General features: G+C 67.1%; 27 protein-coding genes, 1 tRNA gene and 1 pseudogene. 10 read left to right on the top strand and 19 right to left on the bottom strand.

Going from position 1 to position 23,784, the window contains the following annotated elements; translation table 11 throughout:
* Positions 1–323, top strand: a 323-nt coding sequence (locus ACP7AU_RS15895) for a TadE/TadG family type IV pilus assembly protein (RefSeq protein ID WP_426052023.1), incomplete at its 5' end; no start/stop codon positions are given.
* A 107-nt stretch (positions 324–430) separates the two neighbouring features.
* Positions 431–1,948, top strand: a complete 1,518-nt coding sequence (locus ACP7AU_RS15890; protein ID WP_426052022.1) for a TadG family pilus assembly protein — start codon at positions 431–433, stop codon at positions 1,946–1,948.
* Positions 1,949–1,966: 18 nt separating this feature from the next.
* On the opposite strand, the gene ACP7AU_RS15885 is transcribed toward ACP7AU_RS15890, so the two are convergent.
* Positions 1,967–2,995, bottom strand: a complete 1,029-nt coding sequence (locus tag ACP7AU_RS15885) for a ligase-associated DNA damage response exonuclease (protein ID WP_426039609.1) — start codon at positions 2,993–2,995, stop codon at positions 1,967–1,969.
* Positions 2,996–3,057: 62 nt separating this feature from the next.
* On the opposite strand from ACP7AU_RS15885, the gene ACP7AU_RS15880 reads away from it, so the two are divergent.
* The 5 genes from ACP7AU_RS15880 to ACP7AU_RS15860 all read left to right on the top strand — a co-directional run bounded on the left by ACP7AU_RS15880 (position 3,058) and on the right by ACP7AU_RS15860 (position 5,686).
* Positions 3,058–3,531, top strand: coding sequence for a PaaI family thioesterase (locus ACP7AU_RS15880; protein ID WP_426042556.1), 474 nt, complete (start codon positions 3,058–3,060; stop codon positions 3,529–3,531).
* Complete coding sequence (locus ACP7AU_RS15875) at positions 3,528–3,926, top strand: PaaI family thioesterase (protein ID WP_426039607.1); 399 nt, start codon at positions 3,528–3,530, stop codon at positions 3,924–3,926. Before ACP7AU_RS15880 ends, ACP7AU_RS15875 begins: the two co-directional genes overlap by 4 nt.
* 163 nt (positions 3,927–4,089) lie before the next feature.
* Positions 4,090–4,470: a hypothetical protein gene (locus tag ACP7AU_RS15870; RefSeq protein WP_426052021.1), complete on the top strand. Its 381-nt coding sequence runs from the start codon at positions 4,090–4,092 to the stop codon at positions 4,468–4,470.
* Positions 4,471–4,558: 88 nt separating this feature from the next.
* On the top strand, positions 4,559–4,990 hold the full coding sequence (locus ACP7AU_RS15865) for a hypothetical protein (protein WP_426052020.1): 432 nt from the start codon (positions 4,559–4,561) through the stop codon (positions 4,988–4,990).
* 60 nt (positions 4,991–5,050) lie between these two features.
* Positions 5,051–5,686: a S24 family peptidase gene (locus ACP7AU_RS15860; protein ID WP_426052019.1), complete on the top strand. Its 636-nt coding sequence runs from the start codon at positions 5,051–5,053 to the stop codon at positions 5,684–5,686.
* 197 nt (positions 5,687–5,883) lie between these two features.
* Here ACP7AU_RS15860 and ACP7AU_RS15855 read toward each other — a convergent pair whose 3' ends face one another.
* The 5 genes from ACP7AU_RS15855 to ACP7AU_RS15835 all read right to left on the bottom strand — a co-directional run bounded on the left by ACP7AU_RS15855 (position 5,884) and on the right by ACP7AU_RS15835 (position 10,377).
* Positions 5,884–6,363 carry an SH3 domain-containing protein gene (locus ACP7AU_RS15855; RefSeq protein WP_426052018.1) on the bottom strand — a complete coding sequence of 160 codons (480 nt, stop codon included), beginning with the start codon at positions 6,361–6,363 and terminating at the stop codon, positions 5,884–5,886.
* Between the two features lie 115 nt (positions 6,364–6,478).
* Entirely contained in the window at positions 6,479–8,149 is a 1,671-nt protein-coding gene (locus ACP7AU_RS15850; RefSeq protein ID WP_426052017.1) for a lysine--tRNA ligase, read from the bottom strand.
* 43 nt (positions 8,150–8,192) lie between these two features.
* Entirely contained in the window at positions 8,193–8,627 is a 435-nt protein-coding gene (locus ACP7AU_RS15845) for a hypothetical protein (RefSeq protein ID WP_426039601.1), read from the bottom strand.
* Positions 8,628–8,645: 18 nt separating this feature from the next.
* Positions 8,646–9,782 (bottom strand): amidoligase family protein, encoded by a 1,137-nt coding sequence (locus tag ACP7AU_RS15840; protein WP_426052016.1) that lies wholly within the window; start codon positions 9,780–9,782, stop codon positions 8,646–8,648.
* A 181-nt stretch (positions 9,783–9,963) separates the two neighbouring features.
* Positions 9,964–10,377 carry a hypothetical protein gene (locus tag ACP7AU_RS15835; RefSeq protein ID WP_426052015.1) on the bottom strand — a complete coding sequence of 138 codons (414 nt, stop codon included), beginning with the start codon at positions 10,375–10,377 and terminating at the stop codon, positions 9,964–9,966.
* A 97-nt stretch (positions 10,378–10,474) separates the two neighbouring features.
* On the opposite strand from ACP7AU_RS15835, the gene queA reads away from it, so the two are divergent.
* Both queA and ACP7AU_RS15825 read left to right on the top strand, forming a co-directional pair.
* On the top strand, positions 10,475–11,578 hold the full coding sequence (queA, locus tag ACP7AU_RS15830; RefSeq protein ID WP_426052014.1) for a tRNA preQ1(34) S-adenosylmethionine ribosyltransferase-isomerase QueA: 1,104 nt from the start codon (positions 10,475–10,477) through the stop codon (positions 11,576–11,578).
* 75 nt (positions 11,579–11,653) lie between these two features.
* On the top strand, positions 11,654–13,615 hold the full coding sequence (locus tag ACP7AU_RS15825; protein WP_426052013.1) for a M61 family metallopeptidase: 1,962 nt from the start codon (positions 11,654–11,656) through the stop codon (positions 13,613–13,615).
* Positions 13,616–13,663: 48 nt separating this feature from the next.
* Here the strand turns inward: ACP7AU_RS15825 and ACP7AU_RS15820 are convergent, their stop codons facing one another.
* From ACP7AU_RS15820 to ACP7AU_RS15775, 10 genes are all read right to left on the bottom strand, one after another.
* A complete protein-coding gene (locus tag ACP7AU_RS15820) occupies positions 13,664–14,347 on the bottom strand; it encodes a type 1 glutamine amidotransferase domain-containing protein (protein WP_426052012.1) in 684 nt (227 codons plus the stop codon).
* A gap of 132 nt (positions 14,348–14,479) precedes the next feature.
* Positions 14,480–14,863 carry a 50S ribosomal protein L7/L12 gene (rplL, locus tag ACP7AU_RS15815; RefSeq protein ID WP_425989473.1) on the bottom strand — a complete coding sequence of 128 codons (384 nt, stop codon included), beginning with the start codon at positions 14,861–14,863 and terminating at the stop codon, positions 14,480–14,482.
* Positions 14,864–14,925: 62 nt separating this feature from the next.
* Complete coding sequence (rplJ, locus tag ACP7AU_RS15810; RefSeq protein WP_303697019.1) at positions 14,926–15,441, bottom strand: 50S ribosomal protein L10; 516 nt, start codon at positions 15,439–15,441, stop codon at positions 14,926–14,928.
* A gap of 352 nt (positions 15,442–15,793) precedes the next feature.
* On the bottom strand, positions 15,794–16,483 hold the full coding sequence (gene rplA, locus ACP7AU_RS15805; protein WP_303697020.1) for a 50S ribosomal protein L1: 690 nt from the start codon (positions 16,481–16,483) through the stop codon (positions 15,794–15,796).
* Between the two features lie 2 nt (positions 16,484–16,485).
* A complete protein-coding gene (gene rplK, locus ACP7AU_RS15800) occupies positions 16,486–16,917 on the bottom strand; it encodes a 50S ribosomal protein L11 (RefSeq protein WP_298163331.1) in 432 nt (143 codons plus the stop codon).
* A gap of 309 nt (positions 16,918–17,226) precedes the next feature.
* Complete coding sequence (gene nusG, locus ACP7AU_RS15795) at positions 17,227–17,808, bottom strand: transcription termination/antitermination protein NusG (protein WP_425989468.1); 582 nt, start codon at positions 17,806–17,808, stop codon at positions 17,227–17,229.
* Between the two features lie 22 nt (positions 17,809–17,830).
* Entirely contained in the window at positions 17,831–18,148 is a 318-nt protein-coding gene (gene secE / locus ACP7AU_RS15790) for a preprotein translocase subunit SecE (protein ID WP_303697021.1), read from the bottom strand.
* Positions 18,149–18,227: 79 nt separating this feature from the next.
* A tRNA-Trp gene (locus ACP7AU_RS15785) sits at positions 18,228–18,303 on the bottom strand.
* A gap of 221 nt (positions 18,304–18,524) precedes the next feature.
* Positions 18,525–19,859 (bottom strand): hemolysin family protein, encoded by a 1,335-nt coding sequence (locus ACP7AU_RS15780; RefSeq protein WP_426052011.1) that lies wholly within the window; start codon positions 19,857–19,859, stop codon positions 18,525–18,527.
* Between the two features lie 99 nt (positions 19,860–19,958).
* On the bottom strand, positions 19,959–20,081 hold the full coding sequence (locus tag ACP7AU_RS15775; protein ID WP_271083693.1) for a hypothetical protein: 123 nt from the start codon (positions 20,079–20,081) through the stop codon (positions 19,959–19,961).
* 140 nt (positions 20,082–20,221) lie between these two features.
* On the opposite strand from ACP7AU_RS15775, the gene ACP7AU_RS15770 reads away from it, so the two are divergent.
* Entirely contained in the window at positions 20,222–21,313 is a 1,092-nt protein-coding gene (locus ACP7AU_RS15770) for a L,D-transpeptidase family protein (RefSeq protein WP_426052010.1), read from the top strand.
* Here ACP7AU_RS15770 and ACP7AU_RS15765 read toward each other — a convergent pair.
* The 3 genes and pseudogenes from ACP7AU_RS15765 to tuf form a co-directional block, all read right to left on the bottom strand.
* Positions 21,306–22,961 (bottom strand): carboxylesterase/lipase family protein, encoded by a 1,656-nt coding sequence (locus ACP7AU_RS15765; RefSeq protein WP_426052009.1) that lies wholly within the window; start codon positions 22,959–22,961, stop codon positions 21,306–21,308. The genes ACP7AU_RS15770 and ACP7AU_RS15765 overlap by 8 nt on opposite strands.
* Before the next feature lie 14 nt (positions 22,962–22,975).
* Entirely contained in the window at positions 22,976–23,320 is a 345-nt protein-coding gene (locus tag ACP7AU_RS15760; RefSeq protein WP_426039592.1) for a glycine zipper 2TM domain-containing protein, read from the bottom strand.
* 302 nt (positions 23,321–23,622) lie between these two features.
* Positions 23,623–23,784: pseudogene (tuf, locus tag ACP7AU_RS15755) on the bottom strand (elongation factor Tu); the annotation flags it as partial.

Genomic DNA, 23,784 nt, shown 5'->3' with positions numbered 1-23,784 from the left:
ACGGCATACTCGTCTACGGCAGCTGGTTCTCGCTGGCCCACTCGGTCCAGGCCCTGGCCACTGAAGCGGCAAAAGCCTCCATCGGCGGGGTGGACGTCGCCGAACGACGCAGCCTTGCGATAGCCTACCTGGACGCAAACAAGTCGTCCGCTGGCCTTGACGGCGCGCATATGGTCCAGCGTGTCGATGTTTCGGAGACAGAGACCCGGGTGGTCATTCAGTTCGACACTATCGATCATCCAATCCGGGCTCTGAGCCAGCTTGTTCCCTCCCCCCCGGCAGTCATCGAACGAACCGCCACAGTCGTCTCGGGACGGCCGTGACTCGCAGAACTCCAGGCGACGACGGCGGGTCCGTGGGGATGATGAGCGGGCTTTTGATTACGCTCGTATGCCTGTCGGCAGCTTTGGCGATTGACGGGGGGTCCTTCATGCTCGACGCGCGGAGACTTCAAGGGGCTGCCGATGTCGCGGCCATGGTGGCCGCCGCCGACCTCGACAACGCACTGGCTCTTGCGGAGGTCAACGCTGCCGCGAATGAGCCGGGCGTTGCGGTGGAGACCGGCATCGAACTGGGCATCTATGTCGCCGATGCGGCGCTGGCGCCGGGTGCGCGTTTCACACCTGGCACGGTCGGCGCGAACGCGGTCCGTGTGACCTTGCGACGGGCGACGCCGGTCTATTTCGGCGCGATCATAACCGGCAAACGATCCATGATGCTCACCCGCTTCGCCATCGCCGTAGTGGAGCAGCAACCCCGAGCCATGTTCTCGCTCGGGTCGCGGATGGCCAGCCTGGATGGCGGCATTGCCAATCAGGTCCTGAGCGGGCTGACCGGAAGTTCAGTGTCTTTAAGCGTGATGGACTATCGCGCGCTCGCCGATGCGAAGGTGAACCTGTTGACCTTCAGCGACGCTCTGGCGACCGAACTCGGCGTTACAGCCGGCGACTACGACAGTTTGCTCACCCGCACCGTCGATGCCGGACGGGCCTTGAAAGTGCTGGAGCGTCTTGCCGGGACTGAGGGTGACAGCGCCCTGTCGAAACTCTCAACGGCCGCCACCGGCGTGCAACTGCGTCTCGGGGACCTGATCGGCATCGATGCGGATGCGAAAGACGGATTGGCCAGCGGCCTCGAGGCGACGGTGTCCGCGCTGGATCTGGCGACGGCGATGATCGAGGTCGGGGCGGGAGATCGTCAGGTCGCGCTGAACCTCGGCGTTCAGCCCGGCCTGTCCTCGCTCGCCGTGTCGCTGGCCATCGGTGAGCGACCCAATAAATCACCGTGGCTGACAGTCAGCGACACGAATGGCCCGATCATTCGAACCGCCCAGGCGCGTCTGTATGTGAAGGCCCGGACAGCCCAGAAGTTGTCCGGCCTGGCGCAGGTCAACCTGCCCATTTTGATCGAACTGGCGGCGTCCGAAGCGCGGCTCGACGCGATCAGCTGCGCACCCGACAGGTCGGTGACCGTTGGGGTCCGGCCCGGTCTGGCCAAGGCCAGCATTGGCGTCATCGACGAGAGCAGGCTGCGCGATTTCAAACAGCCGCTGACCGTCACGCCGGCGACCGTCCTGTCCGTTCTGGGCATGGTGAGCGTCACCGCCAAGGCCGAGATCGAGGCCGCCGATCAGACCTTCACCAAGGTCCGGTTCTCGGACGCAGACATCACCTCTCAGAAGCTGCGGTCGGTTCAGGCGCGCGGTCTCGTCAACGGTGTCGTCGTCAGCCTGCTGCGGCACATGCAGGCGGACGTGCAAATCACCGGTCTTGGCCTCGGACTGGGCGGGCTGGTTCAGGCCCTCAGTGTCCTTCTGACCCCGCTCGGCCCCGTGCTGGACGCCGCGATCAATCCGATCCTCGACATCCTCGGCCTGAAGTTCGGCGAGGCGGATGTCCGGGTCCACGGCGCGACCTGCGGCAATCCACGGCCGGTGCTTGTCGGCTGAGCCTACGAATGAAACGCTTCAGACCTGCTCCGCCAGAAGCTCCTCGTCTTCCTCGTCATAGCCCACCAGCCGCAGCGCCCGCGCCTTCATCCCGTTGATCTCGGCCCAGCGCAGCAGTCCTTCCTCTCGCCCGTGGGTGATCCAGATTTCCTCTGGCCTGATCTCCTCGAAGGTCGCGATCAGCTCCGGCCAGTCGGCATGGTCCGAGATCACCAGCGGCAGCTCCACGCCGCGCTGCCGCGCCCGCGCCTTGACCAGCATCCAGCCCGAGGCGAAGGCCGTCACTGGATCGGCGAACCGGCGCGACCAGCGATCCTGGATGGCCGACGGCGGGGCGATGGCCACCTCCCCGCCCAGCGCCCCCGCCTTGAGCCCGGTCGCCGGCAGGATCGGCCCCAGGTCGACGCCTTCGCGTTCGTACAGCCGGTTCAGCCGCTCCAGCGCGCCGTGGACATAGATGGGTCGCTCCCACCCCGCCTCACGCAGCAGCTTGATCACCCTCTGCGCCTTGCCGAGCGCATAGGCCCCGACCAGATGCGCCCGCTCCGGGAACTGGCCCAGGGACTGGACCAGCCGCCCGATCTCTTCGGCGTCAGGCGGATGGGTGAAGACCGGCAGGCCGAACGTCGCCTCGGAGATGAAGACATGGCACGGGACCGGCTCGAACGGCGCGCAGGTCGGATCGCGACGGCGCTTGTAGTCGCCAGACACCACCATGGTCAGACCCTGATAGGTCACCACTGCCTGGGCCGAGCCCAGCACATGGCCCGCCGGGACCAGCTTCACCTCGACACCGCTGTGCGAGGCCGTCTCGCCATAGGCCACGGCCTGACGTCGCCCGGTGAAATCCTCGCCATAGCGTTCCGCCATGATGGCCAGGGTCTGGTCCGTCGCCAGCACCGCGCCGTGCCCCGACCGCGCGTGGTCGGAGTGGCCATGGGTCACCACCGCCCTGTCCACCGGACGGACCGGATCGATGTAGAAATCTCCCGGCGGGCAATACAGGCCGGCCGGTGTGGGCCTCAACAGGTCTTCGGGACGGATCATGGTCGGGATATGGGGCTGCGTCGGGACTTGCGAATAGGCGCCCGCCCGATAAGGACGATCTCATGAGCGATACGTTCCTGACCACCCTGATGCCGCAGCTGGCCTCGGGCGCCGCCCACACCCACGCCCTGGGCTTCGTCTACGAGGGCGTGAACGGAGACCGGGTGCGGCTGCGCACCCCTTGGCGGCCCGATCTGGTCGGGGATCCGCAGACCGATGTGTTCGCCGGCGGCCTGGTCACCGCCATGCTCGACCACGTCGGCGGCCTCGCCGTCTGGACCAAACTGGGGCGCTACGAGCCCATTGCGACCCTGGACCTGCGCATCGATTACATGCGGCCCGCCCGGCCGCGCGTCGACCTGCTGTCCGAGGCGCGCTGCTATCGCGCCACCCGAACCATCGGCTTCGTCCGGGCCTGGGCGTTCGAGGATGATCCCGCCGACCCGGTGGCGGCGGCCCAGGCCACCTATGTCATCTCCTCCGACGGAGGACGCGGCGCCGGCGCCAATCTTAAGCCGCGGGAGGAGCGCGCATGACCTTGCTGCTCGACACCATCCCCTACGCCCGGTTCCTGGGCCTGCGCAGCGAGCAGGAAGGCGACGTCCTGACCGTGACCATGCCGTTCGCGGATCATCTGGTCGGCAATCCGATGCTTCCCGCCCTGCACGGGGGGTCTACCGCGGCCCTGCTGGAACTGACCGCAGTGGCCCAGGTCGCCCTGGTCTGGCCGCGACTGCGCCTGCCCCGGCCGATCACGGTGACGACCGCCTATCTCCGGTCGGGAAAACCCAGGGATGTCCATGCCCGCGCCCGCATCTCCCGCGCCGGCCGCCGCGTGGCCCATGTTCTGGCCGAGGCCTGGCAGGAAGACCCGGCCCAGCCGATCGCCAGCCTGACAGCGCACTTCTCGATGGACGAACACGATTCATAATTGAGAAGCCCTGCAGATCCGACGCGCACAGGTCCCGGCATGATCTTCGGCCTGAGGCGCCTGATCGCGACCGCCCTCACAGATGGTTAAGGAACTCCTACCAATCTCGCCCCAAGCGTGTTAACGCTACCTTTACCATTATAACTTTTTGGAAGGGGCTAACATGGATCGGACTGAAGTCGTCGCCAGCATTGCTGGAGATCTCTACGCTACGGAATGCGCGGTTGACGCCGCGATTACCTCGGCCACCACGCTCGTTCAGTCCATGATCGGCGCCCGGACCCTGCTCAAGGCTTCGCCGGTCGCCGGCGCCGTGTCGCAAGCCAAGGCCATCGAGGCCATCGCAGCCCTGTCCGCTGCTCGCGACGCCGTCGTGGCCTGCCACGCCGAACTCGCCAAGGATCACCGTCGCATGGGCTATGGCGTCTACAACGTCGGCCCGATGGACAAGCCGGACAGCGACGACTGGGGCCAAGGCGTACCGCCGCCTCCGCCGCTGGTCGAGCAACAGCTGCGCACCATCCGGCCCGTCCGCGTCGCGTGAATTCGGATTAATGTCGAGGACTCCGGTTTTCGCCTAGCCAGACTTGAAGCATGATCACCCCCGCGTCCTTCGACGCGGGGGCGACTCAATGTTAGACACCCTTTATTCCCAGATCGGCCTGCTGCCGATGGTGCTGGTCGGCATCTTCGCATTCACCAAGGGCGATGAGCCCGAGCGACTGGCCATGGGGGCCTATCTGCTGGGCTGGATGGCCGGGCTGCTGCTCCAGGACGACCAGGGCTTGTACTCCAACTGGCAGCCGGGGATGTTCGCCTTGGATGTCGTCATGCTGCTCGTTCTTGGTGGGCTCGCATGGAAGTTCCATCGCAACTGGCCGATCTGGGCGGCCTCGCTGCAACTCATCATCGTCATGAGCCACCTGGTGATCCTGTTCGACATGCGCACAGGGATCATGTCCTTCTACACGATCGTGAATCTGGCCGGTTACGGCATCCTCATCGCCATCGCGCTGGGTACCTTCTGGGCCTGGCAGGAGCGCCGCGCGGCGGGGACGGATTAGAGGGCTGGAATAGGTCGATATTCCTAGCTATCCTGTCCGCCGAATCATACGGCGGACTCCATGCCCCTTTCCCATGCCCGACTCTGGGCCACGCTCGACATGCTCGCGCAACGCGCGGGCATCTCCGTCTCCGCCCTCGCCCGGCGCGCGGGCCTGGACGCGACCTCCTTCAACCCCTCCAAACGCTTCGGGCCGGGCCAGCCGAGCCGCCCTCGCTGGCCTTCGACCGAGAGCCTGACCAAGGTTCTGGACGTCGTCGGGATGTCGCTGGCGGAGTTCGCCGAACTCGCCGAGGGCGATGATCGGCGCGCGCCGACCATTCCCCTGCTCGGCATGGCCCAGGCGGGGGCGGACGGGTTCTTCGACGACGCAGGCCTGCCGATCGGCGAAGGGTGGGACCAGACCGACCTGCCCCTGCCCCGCCCGTCGCTGTTCAGCCTGCAGATCTCCGGCGACTCCATGGCCCCGCTTTATCGCCAGGGCGACCGGGTTCTGGTCGACCGGGATCGAACCGATGTCCGCAAGGGCGACCGGGTCGTGGTGCGCACCACGACCGGCGAGACCATGGCCAAGGAGGTCACCTCGCTGACGGCCAGATCGGTCACCCTGGCCTCGATCAACCCTGCCTACGAACCCCGCGTCATCCCACGCACGGAGATCGACTGGATCGCACGGATCCTCTGGGTCAGTCAGTAGATCACGCCTCTTTCGTCATCCTCCGCCGCCGGGCGACCGGCGAACCAGGACGTGGGCGAGCGTGACCCCGTCGCGGGCACGGTTGGCCCTGAACAGATCGCCTGCGGCGCTGCGCGTCTTGCCGGAGGATGACGAAAGAAAGGGCCGCCCCTTTCGGGACGGCCCTCACTTCATTCACGCTGTTGGCGCGTCAGCCCTCAGTAAGGCTGGACGTAGTTCGCGTTCACCCAGCCGCCACCGGCGATCTGCACCCACTCACCCTGCGACCCGACGGCCGTGAAGGGCTGGCCCGCCGACAGAGAGCCGGCTTGGCGATAGCTGATGCCCGGACCCGAGCGGATGCGCAGGTTGGACGAGGCGCGGTACTGGGCGCCGCTGGAGCTGCCCTGGCTGTTGGCGCGGGCGCGTTGCTGGTTGCAGCCGATGTAGGAACCGGCCGCGGCGCCGGCGCCAGCGCCGGCCACGGCCCCGAGGGTCCGCTCGTTGCTGGAAATACGGCTGCCGGCCAGGGCGCCGAGGACGCCGCCGATCACGGCGCCGACCTGTTGGCGACCGCCGGGGGCGTCACAGCTGGTCACGCCGTTGGACTGCTGGGCCTGGGCGGCCATGGGGGCGGCGGAAACGAGCGCGGCCAGGGCGGCGGCGGTCATCAGGCCGGTATTGAGGATCTTCGACATGGCTCTCTCCATTCATCGAGGTTGGTCGATGGAAGCAGAATGCCTGACCCCACATGAAGGCTCCCGGAGCTTCACCGTTATTTTCGGTTCATCCAATCCCTCCCAAGGGGAGGACCTATCCTGCCAGTTCCCCATTGCCCCCGGCCTCGATCAGCCGGATCGTCTGCGGCAGGCCGTAGATCGCCGCGAACGAGCCGAAGCGCGGCCCCTGCGATGCGCCAAGTAGCACCTCGTACAGCGCACCAAACCAGCCCCGCAGGGGTTCGAACGCGTGCGCCTTGCCCACGGCATAGACCTCGCCCTGGATCAGCTCGCCGTCGGTCGTATCGGCGGGCAGACCCTTCAGCCGCCCGGCCAGGTCCAGCAGCGCCGCCTTTTCCTTGTCGTCGGGCCGCCGGTACGACTTCGTGGGCTTCACGAAGTCCTCATAGTAGTTGAGCGCCCGGTCCATCAGCCCGTCCAGCACGGGCTCGTTTTCCGGCGTCGCGTCCGGCAGATATTTCGCGAAATAGGCCCACAGCTGCGCCTTGGACGACGCATTGGCCACGCCGACGAGGTTCAGCAGCAGGGCGAACGACACCGGCGAGGCGACCTTCGGCGGCGCGCCCGCATGGATCGCCCACACGGCGTTGTCGATCTGCTTGGCCGGCTCCTGCGTCCCGTAGAGGTCGATGGCGCCCAGATAGTCGTCGATCGCGCGGGGGATCACGTTGAAATGCAACGACTTGGCTGATTTCGGCGACTGGAACATGTACCACGACAGGCTCTCGGGCGTGCCGTAGCGCAGCCACTGGTCCATGGTCAGGCCGTTACCCTTGGACTTGGAGATCTTCTTGCCTTCGACGTCGAGGAAGAGCTCATAGTTGAACCCCTCCGGCGGAACCCCGCCCAGGGCGCGACAGACCTTGGACGACTCGCGCACGCTTTCGATCAGGTCCTTGCCCGACATCTCGTAGTCGACGTCCAGCGCGGTCCAGCGCATGGCCCAGTCCGGCTTCCACTGCAGCTTCACATGACCGCCCGTGACCGGCAGCTCGGTGCGCCCGCCCGCCGGGTCGTCGAAGACGATAGTCCCCTTTTCGACGTTCCGCTCCAGCGTCGGCACCTGCAGCACATGGCCGGTGATCGGGCTGACCGGCAGGAAGGGCGAATAGGTCTCGCGCCGCTCCGGGCCCAGGGTCGGCAGCATGATCGCCTGCACCGCGTCGAACCGCTCCAGCAGCCGCAGCAAAGTCTCGTCGAACCGACCGCTCTTGTAGGTCTCGGTCGAGGACATGAACTCGTAGTCGAAGCCGAACCCGTCGAGGAAGGCCCGCAGACGTGCGTTGTTGTGAGCGCCGAAACTGTCGTGTGTCCCGAACGGATCGCGCACCCGCGTCAGCGACAGATTGAGGTCCTCGCGCAGCATCTCCGGATTGGGCACGCCTTCCGGAACCTTCCGCAGCCCGTCCATGTCATCGCTGAACGCGATCAGCCGCGTCGTCCAATGATCCCCGGTCAGCGCCCTGAACGCGTTCCGCACCATCGTCGTGCGCGCCACCTCGCCGAACGTGCCCATGTGAGGCAAGCCGGACGGACCATAGCCCGTCTCCAGCACCACGGGCTTCACCAGCGCCTCGAACGTCGCCACGGCCTCGTCCGCCTTGCCGGCGTCGATCAGCCGTTTCGCCGCATCCCGCTCGCTGTCGGACAGGCGCTTCTTCAGCACATGGTCGAGCAGGGCGCGGGCCTGTTCGAACGGCCAGGACCGGGCTTCGCGGGCAAGGGATTCAAGGTTCTGCAGCATGGGCGGGGGTTTGGCCGCTCACGCCCCCATCGTCAACGTCGGGTCAGTAGCCCAGACCGTTGCGGACCTGTTGTTCGCGGCCGTTGGTGAACAGGTCGGCGGCCTTCAGCTTGGCCTCATAGGGGTCCGAAAACCCCCAGGTGCGCGCCAGCACCTGGGCGTCCGAATAGGACAGGCCCGTGTCTTCCCATTCGCAGACATTGCCGTCGTTGCGGCTTTCGCGCAGCACGACCGGCACGTTCGTGCCGATGCCGTTGAGAATCTTCTGGCCGATGATGACCTTGCCGCCGACAGCGTCCTGGCCGTAGAGGGCGCCCACCAGCCTGGCGTCGCAGTAGTTGTAGCGCGACGAGAAGAAGGCGTCGTACTCGCGCTGCTGGGGCATGGCCTGCGCCGGCTGTCCGAACACTACCAGGGCGACGGCGCTGGACATCAGGAGGGCGGCGGACAGGCGGCGGGCGCGATGCGTATTGGTCATGGTCGGTCCCCGAAAAGATCAGCCCTGACTACACGGGTTTCGCATCACGCCGATAGGTGTCGCTTCCTGACGAAGCCTGTCCAGCCAATGCGCTCTGGCGTGTTCGTCGACCGGCGACCGGATCAGCAAATCGACCAGGGTTCCCGGCGTCGCCTCGCCGGGCTCGCGGTCCCGACACCAGCCCAGCACGCCCTCGAACAGTGCCGCGGCCGCCATCAGCGATGCCGTCTCGAGCTGCGCGGGCAGCACCCGCACCTCGACCGTGTGTTTCTCCGGCCGCCCGGTCAGAAGGTTGGTCAGGTTCAGGTCGCAGTATTTGCTCAACCCCACCCCGCCCAACGCCGCCTTCGCCTGCGTCCAGTCCATGGCCCGGAACGCCTCGCTCCCGGTCGACCGGGCCAGCGCCGCCGGCCAGTCGCCCAGTCGCACGCAGCGTGGATTGACTCCGACCAGCCGCTTCAGCGCCTCGCCGTGACGGGTCCAGACCTCGACCAGCCCGGCCATCGCCGACGCCGAACACAGCGGCCCGCCGTCGAAATGGACATGGGTCGCGGCCTCGGACGGAACGGTGAACCCCAACCGGCGCGCATCGGCCAGACACCCCTCCAGCACCGCCTCATGATCCCTCTCGATCGCCGCGGTCACGATCTCGCAGGGACGCTGCCGCTCGCCGGGCAGGGGGGCGTCGATGGCGACCGACCGGCCGCGCTCATCGACCACCCGCACCATCCCGGCCTCATGGCGCTGGGCCGCTGTGCCGAACAGGGCGGCCAGCGGTTCCAGTGTCCCCTCGCCTTGCTCTTCCGGATCGCAGTGCCGCTCGACCAGCCGCAACAGCCGCCCATCGTCCGCCACGATCCGCCGCCACCCGGCCAACGGCGCCCGTTCCCGGTCCAGATCGCGTTGCAGGGTCAGGTCGTCGACGAAGGACGCGACCCAGACGCCCTGCCCGTCCCGCACCCGGAACCCCGGCGTCAGGTTCTCGAACACCGGCCGTCCCTCGACCGCACTGGGCTCGGACTGGGGGTGGAAGAAACGCTCGACCGTCCCGCCGACCCGCGTCGCCGTTGCCTCCGCCAGATCGCGCCGCGACAGGCCCGGCGGGGCCATCAGCTCGATCTCGAAGCCGGTCTTCCAGTCCAGTGTGACGGCCAAGGCGAGGTCCCCAATCTGATCCAGCCTAGAGCAGGATCGGCTGAGGAGGAATCGCTTCGCGATTCCGCTGATGCCGTGGACCCTGCTCCAGATATGAGCGAGAGCCTGATTCACGCTTTCGACAGAAGCGCGAAGCGCGTCCGTCTCAAACGATCAGGCTCTGGCAGCAAGCGCCCGTCTGTCAGCCCTCGGCTTCAGCCTCGGCGGCATCCGGCCGTGCGACGCCCGGAATGGCGACGCAGCGCTGCTGCGTGCCGCCGCCCGGCGCGGCTTCCACACGCGGCGCGATGGAGCTGACCGTGGTCCCGTCGGGCCCATAGGTGCCCAGGAACTGACACCCGGTCTGCAGGTCCGTCAGCACATAGACGCCCGGCTGATCGGTCGCCGTCTTCGAGAAGGTCGCCCCGACGGCCGCCAGCAGGGCGCCGCCGGGATTGTCGATGGCCTGTTGCACCTGGGCGGTGCGGGTGTTGACGGTCTCAAGTGTCGCCTCGGCCTTGGCGGCCGTGTCCTGAAGGTCCTGCAGGGCGGACGTGTCGCAGGCGGCGACGGTCAGGGCCAGGACGGAGGCGGCGAGCAGAATCCGGATTTTCATCCTCTCACTATGACCGGGCCAACGGCTCGGGTCGCCCGGACACAAGGTCGCCCCCGCACTTGACCCCGCCTCGCCTCCGTGGCCATTCGCGCCGACCATGAAAACCGCCGACTTCGACTTCGACCTGCCCGAGGACCGCATCGCCCTGCGCCCCGCCGAGCCACGCGATTCCGCGCGCCTGCTGGTGGTGAAGGACGGCGTGCTGGCCGACCACCTCGTCTCCGACCTGCCCGACTTCCTGCGTCCCGGCGACGCCCTGGTCTTCAACGACACCCGCGTCATTTCCGCCCGCCTCTCCGGCGTGCGCCAGCGCCCCAACCCTGTGATCGGGGGCCCGGAAGGCGAGACCCTGACCGTCGAGGTCGAGGCCACCCTGCACCACCGCGACGCCCCCGACGCCTGGTCCGCCTTCATGAAGCCGGGCAAGCGGATCAAGCCCGGCGACCGGGTGCGGTTCGGGGCTCACGGCGACGCCGCCTGCGCCCTCGGTCGTCTCGACGCCACTGTCACCGGCAAGCAGGAAGACGGCCTCGTCGCCCTCAAATTCGACCTTGCCGGCCCCGCACTGGACGAGGCCATCCGCGAGGTCGGCGTCATGCCGCTGCCGCCCTATATCGCCGCCAAACGGCCCGAGGACGACCGCGACCGTTCGGACTACCAGACGGTCTTTGCCGCGCACGACGGCTCCGTCGCCGCCCCCACGGCGGGCCTGCATTTCACCCCCGCCCTGCTCGACGCCATTCGCGCGAAGGGCGTCACGACCCACGCCGTCACCCTGCACGTCGGGGCTGGCACCTTCCTGCCGGTCAAGGCGGACGACACGGCCGACCACAGGATGCACTCGGAGTGGGGTGAGGTGTCCCCCGGGACCGCCGACGCCCTCAACGCCGTCCATGCCGCCGGCGGTCGCATCGTCTGCGTCGGCACCACCTCGCTGCGTCTGCTCGAATCCGCGACGACGCCGGAGGGCGTGATCCGGCCCTTCCACGGCGACACGGCCATCTTCATCACGCCGGGCTACCGCTTCCGCGCCGCCGACGTCCTGATGACCAATTTCCACCTGCCGAAGTCGACCCTGTTCATGCTGGTGAGCGCCTTCGCGGGCCTCGAGACCATGAAGGCCGCCTACGCCCACGCCGTGGCCGACGGCTATCGCTTCTATTCCTACGGCGACGGCTCCCTGCTTCACAGAGAGGTATAAAGTCGGGCAACCCTTGACCTGAGATCGCCCCCGGCGTGATCTGCGGCTTCCCCGCCGTCAGTCCCGGATCAGCCCATGTCGCGTCTCGCCGTCTCCGCCTGCCTCGCCGCCCTTCTCATCGCGAGCGCCTCGCCCGGAGCGGCCCAGACGGCGGGACCGACCACCCCCGACATCGGCGGCTTCCCCGACAGCCCCCTAATCCCGGCCCCGACGCAGGAAACCTATCCCGGCGTCATCCGCTACGAGGTCGACGCCACCGACCTGGACCACCGCGTCATCTCCGTGCGCCAGACCATCCCCGTCGCCAGCCGCAGCCTGACCCTGCTCTATCCGAAATACCTGCCGGGCAACCATGCCGACTCCGGTCCGATCCAGCTGTTCGCCGGCCTGACCATCACCGCCAATGGCCAGCGCGTCGAATGGCGCCGCGACGCCGTCGATCCCTACGCCTTCCACATCGACGTGCCCGAGGGCGCGACCGAGATCGTCACCGAGTTCCAGTGGCTGACCCAGGCTGACAACGCCAACTGGCGCGTGGTCATGACCCCGTCGATCGTCAACATGGAGTGGGAAAAGGCCCTGCTCTACCCGGCCGGCTATCGCTCGACCGGGATCACCTTCGCCCCCAGCATCAAGCTGCCCGAGGGCTGGAACTACGGCGTGGCGCTGGAGACCACCTCGTTCGAGAACGGCGTCGCCACCTTCGCCCCCGTCGATCTCTACACCCTGGTCGACAGCCCGATGTTCGCGGGTCAGCACTATCGCCGCATCGACATCGACGCTGACGGCGAGGACGTCCACCTGAACATCGTCGCCGACACCGCCGCCAACCTGGCCCCCACCGACGAACAGATCCAGATCTATACCGACATGGTGACCCAGGCCGACCGCCTGTTCGGCGCGCGCCATTTCGACAAATACGAGTTCCTGCTGGCCCTGACCGACCAGCTGGGCGGTATCGGCCTGGAGCACCATCGCAGCTCCGAGAACACCGCCGGTCCGAACTTCTTCACCAGCTGGGGCGCCTCGGCGGGCAACCGCGCCCTGCTGCCGCACGAATACACCCACTCCTGGAACGGCAAGTTCATGCGGCCGGCCGACGAGCTGACCGCAAACTACAACGTCCCGACCGAGAACAGCCTGCTGTGGGTCTATGAGGGACAGACCGAATACTGGGGCGACGTCCTGTCGGCCCGTGCCGGTCTCCACACCAGGGCCCAGGCCCTGATCGGCCTGGCCGATCGCGCCGCCTTCTACGAGAACCAGCCCGGCCGCGAATGGCGAAACCTGCAGGACACCAACAACCACAACCTTCTGGGCTATCGCATCCCCGGCCAGTGGCCGTCATGGATGCGCGGCACCGGCGACTACTATGACGAAGCCGCCCTGATCTGGCTGGACGCCGACACCCTGATCCGCGAGCTGAGCCGCGACCGCAAGTCGCTCGACGACTTCGCCCGCACCTTCTTCTCGCCGGAGGGCACGGATGGGTCGTGGACCCCGCGCGGCTACACCTTCGCCGACGTCGTAGCGGCCCTGAACGCGGTCCAGCCCCATGACTGGGCCACCTTCCTGCGCACCCGCCTCGACGCCGCCGGTCCCGATGCCGTCGCGCCGCTGGAGGGTCTGGAGCGGGGCGGCTATCGCCTGATCTATGTCGAGGAGCCCAACGCCGACGAGAAGGCCATGTCCTCCAACTGGGGCTCGGACTTCCGCTATTCGCTCGGCTTCAGCCTGGCGGGCCCGACCCAGCGTCTCTCCGCCATCCAGTGGGGGGGCCCGGCGTTCGAGGCCGGCATCGGCGCCGGTTGGGACCTGATCGCCGTCGGCGACCGCGTCGCCACGCCCGAGGTCCTGCGCGAGGCTGTCACCGCCGCCAAGACCAGCGAGGCCCCCATCCGCCTGATCCTGAAAAACGGCCAGCGCATCCGCACGATCGACCTCGTCTACACGGGCGGCCTCCGCTACCCGCGTCTGGAGCGGATCGAAGGCACGCGCGACCGCATCGGCGACATCATGACCGCGCGGGGGCGGTGACCTGACTTTCCCTCCCCATCCGCAGGAGCCGATGGGGAGGGATCGGGTCTACGATACCTTCAGCAGGCCCAGCATGGCCTCGGCGGCTTCCCGCGACGAGCCGGGATTCTGTCCGGTCACCAGCTTGCCGTCGACCACCACATAGGAGCCCCAGTCCGGCCCTTTGGAGTAGTCGCCGCCGTTGGCGATCAGGACGTTTTCGATGAGGAACGGGACAATCCCGGTCAGGCCCACAGCCTCTTCCTCGGTGTTGGTAAAGCCGGTCACCCGGCGCCCATCGACCAGCGGCTTGCCGTCCGGCCCGTTGGCGGACTTCAGAACGCCCGGCGCGTGGCAGACGAATCCAGTCGGCTTATCAGCCTTGGCGAAGGACTCGATCAGGGCGATGGAGTCCCTGTCATTCGCCAGATCCCACATCGGCCCGTGCCCGCCCGGATAGAAGACGGCATCGAAATCCTCGGCCTTCACCGACGCCAGTTCAACCGTGGTCGCCAAGGCCGCCTGCGCGGCCGGATCAGCCTTGAACCGGTGAGTGTCCTCGCTCTGGGCGTCGGGTTCGTCGCTCTTGGGATCCAGTGGCGGCTGGCCGCCCTTGGGCGAGGCCAGCACGATCTCGGCACCGGCGTCCTTCAGCGCATAGTAGGGCGCCGCGAACTCCTCGAGCCAGAAGCCGGTCTTCTTGCCGGTGTCGCCGAGCTGGTCGTGCGAGGTCAGCACCATCAGGATGTTCATGGCGGTCGGCTCCGGCGGTCAATGAGAATGGACCAGGTCTGATGCTGGTAGTGCCGGAACGCAGAAAAGGCCCGGCGGTTTCCCGCCGGGCCTTCCAAAGATCCTCTCGACCCGAAAGTCGCGACAGTCTTCTTACTTGATCTGCACCTTGGCGCCGGCTTCCGTCAGCTTCTTGGCGACTTCGTCGGCGACTTGCTTGGAGACGTTCTCGACGACGGGCAGCGGAGCGCCTTCGACCAGGTCCTTGGCTTCCTTCAGACCCAGGTCCGAACGCACGCCACGGACTTCCTTGATCACGTTGATCTTCTTGTCGCCGCCGTCCAGCAGCATGACGGTGAACTCGGTCTGCTCTTCGGCGGCTTCAGCCGGAGCAGCGGCAGCGCCGCCGGCAGCGGCGACGGCGACCGGAGCAGCAGCGGAGACGCCCCACTTTTCTTCAAGCAGCTTGGACAGTTCAGCGGCTTCGAGGACGGTCAGCTTGGACAGGTCGTCGACGATCTTGGACAGGTCGGTCATGGTCAATTTTCCTTCGGAGGATGGGGTTCAGTAGAGGTTTGCAGAGATGGAAGAGGGTTCGCTTACGCGGCGTCCTTGGTGGCGTACGCGTTGAACACGCGGGCCAGTTGGGCGGCGGGGGCTTGAACGACGCCGGCGATACGGGTCGCAGGCGTGTTGAGCAGGCCCAGGAACGAAGCGCGGATCTGATCCAGCGATGGCAGTTTGGAGAGAATCTCCACGCCCTTCGCGTCCAGAATCTTGTCCCCCATGAAGCCGCCCAGGACGACGAACTTGTCGTTGCCCTTGGCGTATTCGGCAGTGACCTTGGCGGCGGTCACGGCGTCGGGTGCGTAGGCGATGGCCACCGGACCCTTGAACAGGGCGTGATGGTCGGAACCTTCAGCGGCTTCGAGAGCCTTCAGCGCCAGGCGGTTCTTGACCACCTTGAACGCTCCGCCCGCGGTGCGCAGACGGCCCCGCAGGTCTTCCATTTCCGCAACGGTCAGACCCAGGTTGTGGGTCACGACCACGGCGCCGGCGTCGCTGAAAACGCCTTTCAGCGTTTCGATCGACTCGGCCTTTTGTGCGCGGTCCATTGCGGTCTCCAGTCTTGAGGTTCGACGCCGGGCTTATTCCCGACGGCGAGAGGCCAAAGCCCAATGCGTCGCCGCATTGCGTTCTGACCGGTAGCGATGTCCGAAAGGATGCTCTGACGGGGTTCCGTCCCGGAAACCGGGCCGACCGTGCGTCGTCTGCGTCGCTATCTCCCCACGGCGTCAGAGGGCTCTCTGACATTTATGGCCTGGGTGACCCCCAGACCCCGAAGTTCTCGGACAGGACCGGGAAAGGCAGAACCCATCCCGGGAAGCGGCGCTCTTAGCGAACCCCGCTCGAAAAGGCAACGGGCGACGATCCGAAGATCGCCGCCCGTGCCCCGATAGTCCCTGATCAGGCCGTCAGCGAGGCCGGATCGATCTTCACGCCCGGACCCATGGTCGAGGACAGGGTGATGCGCTTGACGTAGGTGCCCTTGGCGCCGGCCGGCTTGGCGCGTTGCAGCGCGTCCACATAGGCCTTCACGTTGGCTTCGAGGGCTTCCTGGGTGAAGGAGGCCTTGCCGATGCCGCCATGGGCGATACCGGCCTTCTCGACGCGGAACTCGACCGCGCCGCCCTTGGCGTCCTTGACGGCCTGGGCGACGTTCGGGGTCACGGTGCCGACCTTGGGGTTCGGCATCAGGCCGCGCGGGCCCAGCACCTTACCCAGACGACCGACCAAGGCCATCATGTCCGGGGACGCGATGACGCGGTCGAAGTCCATGAAGCCGCCGTTGATCTTCTCGTACAGATCCTCGGCGCCGACGTGTTCGGCTCCAGCGGCGCGGGCCTCATCGGCCTTGGCGTCCTTGGCGAACACGGCCACGCGAACGTCGCGGCCCGTGCCGGACGGCAGGTTCACAACGCCACGGACCTGCTGGTCGGCGTGACGGGGATCAACGCCCAGGTTAACGGCGATCTCGATCGACTCGTCGAACTTGGCGGTGGCGTGTTCCTTGACGGTCTTGATGGCGTCCGAGAACGGCATCAGGGCTTCACGGTCGACGGTCCACGCCTTGATGCGCTTGGCTTGGTTGCTCATGTTCAGCGCTCCACGATGTTGAGGCCGATGGCCTTGGCGGAACCTTCGATGATGCGCGCGGCGGCATCCAGATCGTTGGCGTTGAGGTCCTTCATCTTCTTCTCGGCGATCTCGCGCAGCTGGGTGCGGGTGATCGAACCGACCGTCTCGCGGCCCGTCAGCTTGGAGCCCGAGGTGATGCCCACGGCCTGCTTGATGTAGTGGGTGGCCGGCGGGGTCTTGGTGACGAAGGTGAAGCTCTTGTCCTGATAGACCGTGATCACGGTCGGCAGGGGCGTGCCTTTGACTTCCTTCTCGGTGCGCGCGTTGAACTCCTTGACGAAGCCCATGATGTTCACGCCGCGTTGACCCAGAGCGGGCCCGATCGGGGGGGAAGGCGTGGCCGAACCGGCCGGCACCTGCAGCTTGATATAGCCCAGAATCTTCTTGGCCATTGGTCTCTCCTGTGAATGACCCCGAAGCTAATCGGGGCCGGTGAGCCGTGGTCGGGCATGGCTGCCTCCCACGGATTTATCCTTTGCCCTTGGGCGAAGGAGGCGCGCGTGTAGCAGAGGCGGGTGAAGGAGGCAATGCACCCGTCTCCCTCCCCTTGCGGGGGAGGGTGGCTGAGCGAAGCGAAGCCGGGTGGGGGCGACCGAGCGATCCAGAGACCGCACAGCGAAAAGGCGGCCCGTCGCCGAACCGCCCCCACCCGGTCGCCAAGGCGACCTGCCCTCCCCCGAGGGGAGGGAGAATTCGTGCGCTTACGCCGCGTTCTTCTCGACCTGGCTGTATTCCAGATCCACCGGCGTCGGCCGGCCGAAGATCGACACGGCGACGCGCAGGCGGGCGGCGTCCTCGTCGACGCTCTCCACCTGACCGTCGAAGCTGGCGAACGGGCCGTCGATGACCTTGACGGTCTCGCCGATGTCGAAACGGATCGTGGGCTTGGGTCGTTCGACGCCCTCCTCCACCTGACCGATGATGGCCTGGACCTCACGTTCAGAGACCGGCAGGGGCTTGGTGCCGCCCGCGGCGCCCAGGAAGCCCGTGACCTTCGGCGTGTCCTTGACCAGGTGATAGGCGTCGTCGGTCAGTTCCATCTTCACCAGCACATAGCCGGGGAAGAATTTGCGCTCGGAGTTGACCTTGCGGCCCCGGCGGATCTCGACGACGTCCTCGGTCGGCACCAGAATTTCGGAGAAACACTCCACGAGGCCGCGCTGCTTGGCCTGGTCGCGGATGTGCTGGGCGACCTTCTTCTCGAAGTTCGAATAGGCGTGGACGATGTACCACTTGTGGCGCGGGTTCGAGGCCGGCTTGGTTTCGGGCGCTGCATCCGTCATGGGCGCGTCTCCTTCTTTTTCTTTATTGGCCGAGGGCGAGGATGTAGCGCGAGGCGAAGCCCAGGCCCGTATCCACGATCCAGAAGAAGGCCGCCGCCAGCAGCACCATGATGAAGACCATCACCGAGGTGATCCAGGTCTCCTTGCGGCTGGGCCACACGATCTTGCGGGCTTCGGCGCGGACCTGGCTGGCGAACTGGGCCGGCGAGGTGCGCGGCTTGGCCACGGGCGCATCGACGGTGACCGTCGAGGCGGAGGCCGAAGCGCCGGCCATCTGCGGCTTGGCGCCGGCGGCAGGGTTGCCGGTGCGGCGTCCGCCGGGAAACTTGGACTTGGCCATGGGCTCTCGGGGTCTCTTCGTAAACGCTTGATCCTGTCCCCGCAGATGGGGATGCCCAGTCTGCGGGAACAGGGGGAAGTGGCAGGAGCTGGGGGATTCGAACCCACGACCCCCGGTTTTGGAGACCGGTGCTCTACCAGCTGAGCTAAGCTCCTAGACAATACAGAAGCGCGCCGTGGGAGAACCCAACGGCGCGTCTGCTCGCCAGACCGGGGGCTATGCCTGACGCGGCGGGGCATTTCAAGGCTAATCCTCCCCCATTGGGGGCGGTGAGGCGGCGCGCTTGCGCCGTGACGGAGGGGCCAGCCGCAAATTCGGTGTCTGGAGCCAGCCTCCTCCACCACTTCGTGGTCCCCCTCCCCCAATGGGGAGGATTCTAGTGATCCAGGTGGGCGGCGACCGCGTCGGCCTCGTCTTGCCGCTTCACGACCTGTTTGAACATCAGCTTGTCGATGCGGCGGTCGTCCATCTCGATGACCTCGACCTCGAACCGGCCGAGTTGAAGCGTCTCGCCCTCGTCCGGCACGCGCGAGAGATGATGCAGCACAAGGCCGGCCACGGTGTGGAATCCGTCCTGGTCGCCGAAATCCTCGCCCAGCACGTCGGCCAACTCCTCCAGGTCGGTCTGGCCGTCCACCAGCCAGGTGCCGTCCTCGCGCTGGTGAATCCAGGCCTCCTGGTCATCGTGACCTTCATCGAAGTCGCCTGCGATCATTTCCAGCAGGTCCGTCGCCGTCACCACGCCCTCGAAGGCGCCGTACTCGTCGACGATGAAGGCCATGTGGACCTTGGACGACTTCATGATCTCCAGCGCCTTCAGCACCGAGGTCGATTGCGGGATGAAGGCCGGGGTCTGGACGTGCTTCTCGATGTTGAACTCGCCGTTGGTCAGAAGGCTGTCCAGCAGGTCCTTCTTGTGGACAACGCCCAACGGATTATCGACGTCGTTCTCGCGCGCCACGACGATGCGGGAATAGGGGCATTTGCGAACCTCCTCGCGCAGCTCCTTTTCGGTGTCGTCAAGGGCGACCCAGAACACGTCATGACGCGGCGTCATGGCCACGCGGATCGGGCGATCGCCCAGCGTCAGGATCTCCTCGATCATCGTCTGTTCTTCGGGCTCGATCAGACCGGCCGAGGTGCCCTCGGCGATCATGGTCTCAACCTCTTCCTGGGTGACGTCGGAGCCGTCTCGGTCCTTGACCCCCATGATCTTGAGAATGCCCGAGGTCGAGGCGGTCAGCAGCACCACGAACGGGTGCAAGACGATGGCCACGGTCGAGATCGGCGCGGCCATCTTGGCCGCGATCGTCTCCGGGAAGATCAGCGCCAGCCGCTTGGGCACCAGCTCGCCGACGATCAGCGAGACGTAGGTGATGCAGATGACCACCAGCAGGGTGGAGAAGATCTCGGTAGACGCCGCCAACGCCGGAAAGGTCGTTTCCAGGATCAGGTTCAGCTCGCCCGCAATCGCCGCCTGACCGAAGGCGCCTGCCAGGATGCCGATCAGGGTGATGCCGACCTGGACTGCCGACAGGAAATGGGTTGGGTTTTCGGACAGCTTCAGCGCGGCCCGGGCGCCCCGGTCCCCGCGTTCGGCGCGGCTTTGCAGCTTGGATCGGCGGGATGAGACGACCGCCAGCTCAGTCATGGCGAATAGGCCGTTGAGCACCACAAGGAGCAGAACGACGACAATGGCGATAAGTAACATCTAGGGGGGGAAGAACCGGCGCGGCGCGACAGTCGGCGTCCGCTGTTTCAGCTTAGCGGAATTGGACCGGTTTCGCCACGATTTCCTTCAACGGAGAGATCAACGGGTTCGGCCGGCCTCGATCGAGCCATAGGCGCCCGACTGGCCCCCCTCGACAGTCGCGCACGCGGAGACACCGATCAGGGTGCCGATGAACAGGCCGATCCGAAGTGCGCGTCGCATATGGTTACCAAATTCCTAACGTCCGAACCGAACGTAGGCCTTGGTTCGAGGTTGCACGCAAGCCCCCGCCCCCGCCGGTTGTGCGGAACGGTAAACAGGCCTGCGGGTTGGCCAACTCCAGTCCGCCCGAGAGTTGATTCATGATCCGTCGTTCCTTCGCCGTCGCCCTCCTCGCCTCCGTGTCCCTGGCCGCGTGCGGTGCGCCCGAGCCGGAGAGCCCGGCCACAGCAGCGCCGACCGCGCCTACGGCTGCCGGCGCGACCGGTCCCCTTTCCGCCCAGACCATCGAAACGGCCGTCTGGCAGGCGTCGTCTTCGGTTCCCGCCGCCCCCGCGACGCCGTCGCCGCAAGCCACCGCGCCCGGCGCCGACCCGTCCGGCCCCGCTACGTCCACCCCGCCCCGCCCTGAGGTCATCCGCGCCCAGATCCTCCTCGACCGCGCCCGCTTCTCGCCCGGCGCCATTGACGGCCTCGGCGGCGAGAACACGCGCCAGGCCATCGCCGCCTTCGAGCAGGCCAACGGCCTGCCCTCCGACGGCGAGCTGGACGCCCAGGTCTTCGCCAGACTGACGCAGGCTTCCGCAACCGTCATGACGCGATACGCCATCACCGCCGCCGACGTCGCCGGGCCGTTCCGTCCCGTGCCCACGTCGCTGGAGGACCAGGCGGCCTTGCCCGCTCTGAACTACGCCAGCGCCTTCGAGGGTCTCGCCGAGAAATTCCACGTCACAGAGGCCCTGCTGTCGGCCCTCAACCCGGACGCCAATTTCGAACAGGTGGGCGCGATCCTCATCGTCCCCGCCGTCCCGGACCAAGCCCTGCCCGCCGTCACCCGTATCGTGGTCGACAAGGGCGACAGCGCTCTGCGGGCCTATGGCGCCGACGGAACCCTGCTGGCCTTCTACCCCGCCACCATCGGCTCCAGCGCCAGACCCGCTCCGTCCGGGCGGCTCACTGTCGTCGGCGTCGCCAACGAGCCGGACTACACCTACGACCCGGAGCGGGTCAGCTATGACCGGGGCGACCGCAAGCTGGTGGTCCCCGCCGGTCCCAACAATCCGGTCGGCTCGGTCTGGATCGAACTGTCCCGCGACACCTATGGCATCCACGGCACGCCCGAGCCGTCGCAGATCGCCAAGACCGCCTCCAGCGGCTGCGTCCGCCTGACCAACTGGAGCGCCGAACAACTGGCCGCCGCGGTCAAGCCGGGCGTCGAGGTGATCTTCAGCTAGGCTCGACCGCGCCCAGCGCCGTCCCGCCCCAGAAGCCGCAGTGATGCCGGTCGTGGAAGCTGGCGTCGACGCGATCGCCTTCGGGATGGAAGACCACGATCGGTCCACCGCCGTCGTTGACGCGTGGCCAGTCCTGCTCGAAGGCCGGATCGTGCCCGAACCCGGCCCACTGCCGCATCATCCTGTCCGACAACGCCCGCTGCTCCGATGTCCATCGGCCCGTGTCGGCGAACAGCCAGCTCGTCCCGAACACATAGGCCAGTTCCGAGGCGTGATAGGCCCCCATGTCGAGGCCGCTGATCCAGTCGGGCAGCAGGAACGGCGCCTCGGCATCGGCGAACTCATACCCATGCACCGGGACATGCCGCGCCAGCAGCCGCCTCAAGGCCTCGGCCGGGCACGAGAACCGGCTGTCGGTGAAGCTTTGAGCGATGGCGACCGCCGGACCGTCCGCACCCACCGGGTACCGCTCCAGCGCCCTCTCCCCGTCGGAGCCGTACAGCCAGACCGTCTCCTTCTGATAGCGGTCCATGTCCTTGACCTCGACGGCAAACAGCCGGCCCTCGTCGGTGTTCGTGCCCACGATCACCGGGACCCGGGTGAACCGGCCGCTGGCGAAGGCGTCTGGCGGACTGATCGGCACGGTCGCGTCCGTATGCACTGGACCCCACGAGCCCGGTCCATTGATCCCGGATCGCAACGAGGGCGCCCGCGCGAGCCGCCAGGCGGGCAGCGCTCTCAGGCAGGCCACCTGTCCCTGCTCCGTGCAGCCAAGGGCCTCCGCGAACGGCGGCCCACCCGGCGCCTGGTCCTTGGCGGCGTTCAGCGACTGTGGCTCCAGGCACGGCCCGCTCTGCAGGATGACCCGGTGGAACAGCCCCTCCGACCCTGGCGAGGCCATCAGATAACAGGCGCTCCATGCCCCCGAACTCTCGGCGAACAGGGTCACGTCGCCCGGATCGCCGCCGAACGCCCCGATGTTCTCATGCACCCAACGCAGTGCCGCCTGCTGATCCATCAGGCCCCAGTTGCCCCCCAGATTCCGGGCGCCGCCTTCGCCATCGGCATCGAAGCCGGGATGCGCCAGCCAGCCGAGCGCGCCCAGCCGGAAGTTGACCGTGACCACGACCCGTTCCTGTTCGGCCGCCAGCCGCGACGGATCGTAGTTGGCCCCCGATCCGATCGTGAAGGCCCCCCCGTGCAGCCAGACCATCACCGGCAGCGGCCTTGAATGATTGTCATCCCGGACCTGATCCGGGACGGGCCCGTACACATTCACGAACAGACAGTCCTCGGAACCGACGACCAGCCCGCCGCCGCCGCCGAGGATGGCCTTCCTCCCCAGGGCCTGAACGCAGTCGGACCCCAGCCGCGTCGCATCCCTGACCCCGTCCCACGGCTCCGGCGGTCGCGGTGCTCGCCAGCGCAGATCGCCGACCGGCGCCTTTGCGTAGGGCACGCCAAGGAAGGCCCGGACCCCCGCCCCCTCGACGCCGCGCACCACCCCCGCCTCCGTCCGCGCCTGGACGAACGATCTGTCCGACGCGAACCGCACCTGATCGACCCCTCCCGGGTGTGTGACCACACAGCCGCCCAGGGCGAGCGCCATCACGGCGATCGCCGCCTGCCAGAACCCGGATCTCGTCATTCAGTCAGGCGGCCTCAGTAGTAGCCGTAGCTCCCACGCCTCGGCACGCGATCATAGCCATAGCGGCCGTCTCGATTATAGCCTCCGAAGCCGTAGCCGCAGGGATCGTCCCGCTCCGACAGCTGGTTGGCGAGCAGACCGCCGGCCAGCGCCCCGATCGCCGCGCCCCGCTCCCGGTCCTGCTCGCCCGCGATGGCCGCCCCGGCCAGAGCGCCCAGAGCCGCGCCGCTGGCGGTCGCATATCGCCTGTTATCTTGATAGTCCCGCTCGCAGGCAGAGGCGTAGTTGCCTGTGGTGGCGCAGGCGCCGGTCAACATCGTCACGGCCGACACGGCGGCCAGGGTCCAGATCGTTTTCATCGAGGGCTCCTTGAGGAAACACTTGTTCGCCAACGCCGGGGGGCAACGGGGTGTTCCGCTTTCCTTCGTAATCCTCCGGCGAAGCGAAGCGGAGACCGGGGGACCCAGCGGCGCCGAAGGCGATCTGTTCAGGCAGGGTCTCGGCCGCAGGTGTCCGCGACAGGTTCGCGCTCTCGCGCGCCGCTGGGTCCCCCGGTCTGCGGCGCTGCGCGCCTTGCCGGAGGATGACGAAAGAAGAAAAAGGCCCCCGGCTTTCACCGGAGGGCCTCATTCAACTTAGTCCGTTCGGACCGTCGTGTTGACTACTCGAGGATCTTGGCGACGACGCCGGCGCCGACGGTGCGACCGCCTTCACGGATGGCGAAGCGCAGGCCCTGGTCCATGGCGATCGGGGTGATCAGTTCGACGTTCAGCTCGGCGTTGTCGCCGGGCATGATCATCTCGACGCCTTCCTTCAACTGAAC

The sequence above is a fragment of the Brevundimonas sp. SL161 genome (assembly GCF_049896985.1).
GTDB lineage: Bacteria > Pseudomonadota > Alphaproteobacteria > Caulobacterales > Caulobacteraceae > Brevundimonas.
The sequence above is the reverse complement of the archived record's forward strand: the minus strand, read 5'-3'. Positions and strand labels throughout refer to the sequence as shown.

Coding starts and splice junctions, on each gene's coding strand:
- ACP7AU_RS15855 (WP_426052018.1), bottom strand. CDS start 6,363: ATGTCGAAGATCCTCAATACCGGCCTGATGACCGCCGCCGCCCTGGCC.
- ACP7AU_RS15890 (WP_426052022.1), top strand. CDS start 431: ATGCTCGACGCGCGGAGACTTCAAGGGGCTGCCGATGTCGCGGCCATG.
- ACP7AU_RS15860 (WP_426052019.1), top strand. CDS start 5,051: ATGCCCCTTTCCCATGCCCGACTCTGGGCCACGCTCGACATGCTCGCG.
- ACP7AU_RS15875 (WP_426039607.1), top strand. CDS start 3,528: ATGACCTTGCTGCTCGACACCATCCCCTACGCCCGGTTCCTGGGCCTG.
- ACP7AU_RS15770 (WP_426052010.1), top strand. CDS start 20,222: ATGATCCGTCGTTCCTTCGCCGTCGCCCTCCTCGCCTCCGTGTCCCTG.
- ACP7AU_RS15850 (WP_426052017.1), bottom strand. CDS start 8,149: ATGCTGCAGAACCTTGAATCCCTTGCCCGCGAAGCCCGGTCCTGGCCG.
- queA (WP_426052014.1), top strand. CDS start 10,475: ATGAAAACCGCCGACTTCGACTTCGACCTGCCCGAGGACCGCATCGCC.
- ACP7AU_RS15765 (WP_426052009.1), bottom strand. CDS start 22,961: ATGACGAGATCCGGGTTCTGGCAGGCGGCGATCGCCGTGATGGCGCTC.
- ACP7AU_RS15865 (WP_426052020.1), top strand. CDS start 4,559: ATGTTAGACACCCTTTATTCCCAGATCGGCCTGCTGCCGATGGTGCTG.
- ACP7AU_RS15835 (WP_426052015.1), bottom strand. CDS start 10,377: ATGAAAATCCGGATTCTGCTCGCCGCCTCCGTCCTGGCCCTGACCGTC.
- ACP7AU_RS15825 (WP_426052013.1), top strand. CDS start 11,654: ATGTCGCGTCTCGCCGTCTCCGCCTGCCTCGCCGCCCTTCTCATCGCG.
- ACP7AU_RS15820 (WP_426052012.1), bottom strand. CDS start 14,347: ATGAACATCCTGATGGTGCTGACCTCGCACGACCAGCTCGGCGACACC.
- ACP7AU_RS15760 (WP_426039592.1), bottom strand. CDS start 23,320: ATGAAAACGATCTGGACCCTGGCCGCCGTGTCGGCCGTGACGATGTTG.
- rplL (WP_425989473.1), bottom strand. CDS start 14,863: ATGACCGACCTGTCCAAGATCGTCGACGACCTGTCCAAGCTGACCGTC.
- ACP7AU_RS15780 (WP_426052011.1), bottom strand. CDS start 19,859: ATGTTACTTATCGCCATTGTCGTCGTTCTGCTCCTTGTGGTGCTCAAC.
- ACP7AU_RS15775 (WP_271083693.1), bottom strand. CDS start 20,081: ATGCGACGCGCACTTCGGATCGGCCTGTTCATCGGCACCCTGATCGGT.
- ACP7AU_RS15885 (WP_426039609.1), bottom strand. CDS start 2,995: ATGATCCGTCCCGAAGACCTGTTGAGGCCCACACCGGCCGGCCTGTAT.
- ACP7AU_RS15845 (WP_426039601.1), bottom strand. CDS start 8,627: ATGACCAATACGCATCGCGCCCGCCGCCTGTCCGCCGCCCTCCTGATG.
- ACP7AU_RS15870 (WP_426052021.1), top strand. CDS start 4,090: ATGGATCGGACTGAAGTCGTCGCCAGCATTGCTGGAGATCTCTACGCT.
- rplK (WP_298163331.1), bottom strand. CDS start 16,917: ATGGCCAAGAAGATTCTGGGCTATATCAAGCTGCAGGTGCCGGCCGGT.
- nusG (WP_425989468.1), bottom strand. CDS start 17,808: ATGACGGATGCAGCGCCCGAAACCAAGCCGGCCTCGAACCCGCGCCAC.
- rplJ (WP_303697019.1), bottom strand. CDS start 15,441: ATGGACCGCGCACAAAAGGCCGAGTCGATCGAAACGCTGAAAGGCGTT.
- rplA (WP_303697020.1), bottom strand. CDS start 16,483: ATGAGCAACCAAGCCAAGCGCATCAAGGCGTGGACCGTCGACCGTGAA.
- ACP7AU_RS15880 (WP_426042556.1), top strand. CDS start 3,058: ATGAGCGATACGTTCCTGACCACCCTGATGCCGCAGCTGGCCTCGGGC.
- secE (WP_303697021.1), bottom strand. CDS start 18,148: ATGGCCAAGTCCAAGTTTCCCGGCGGACGCCGCACCGGCAACCCTGCC.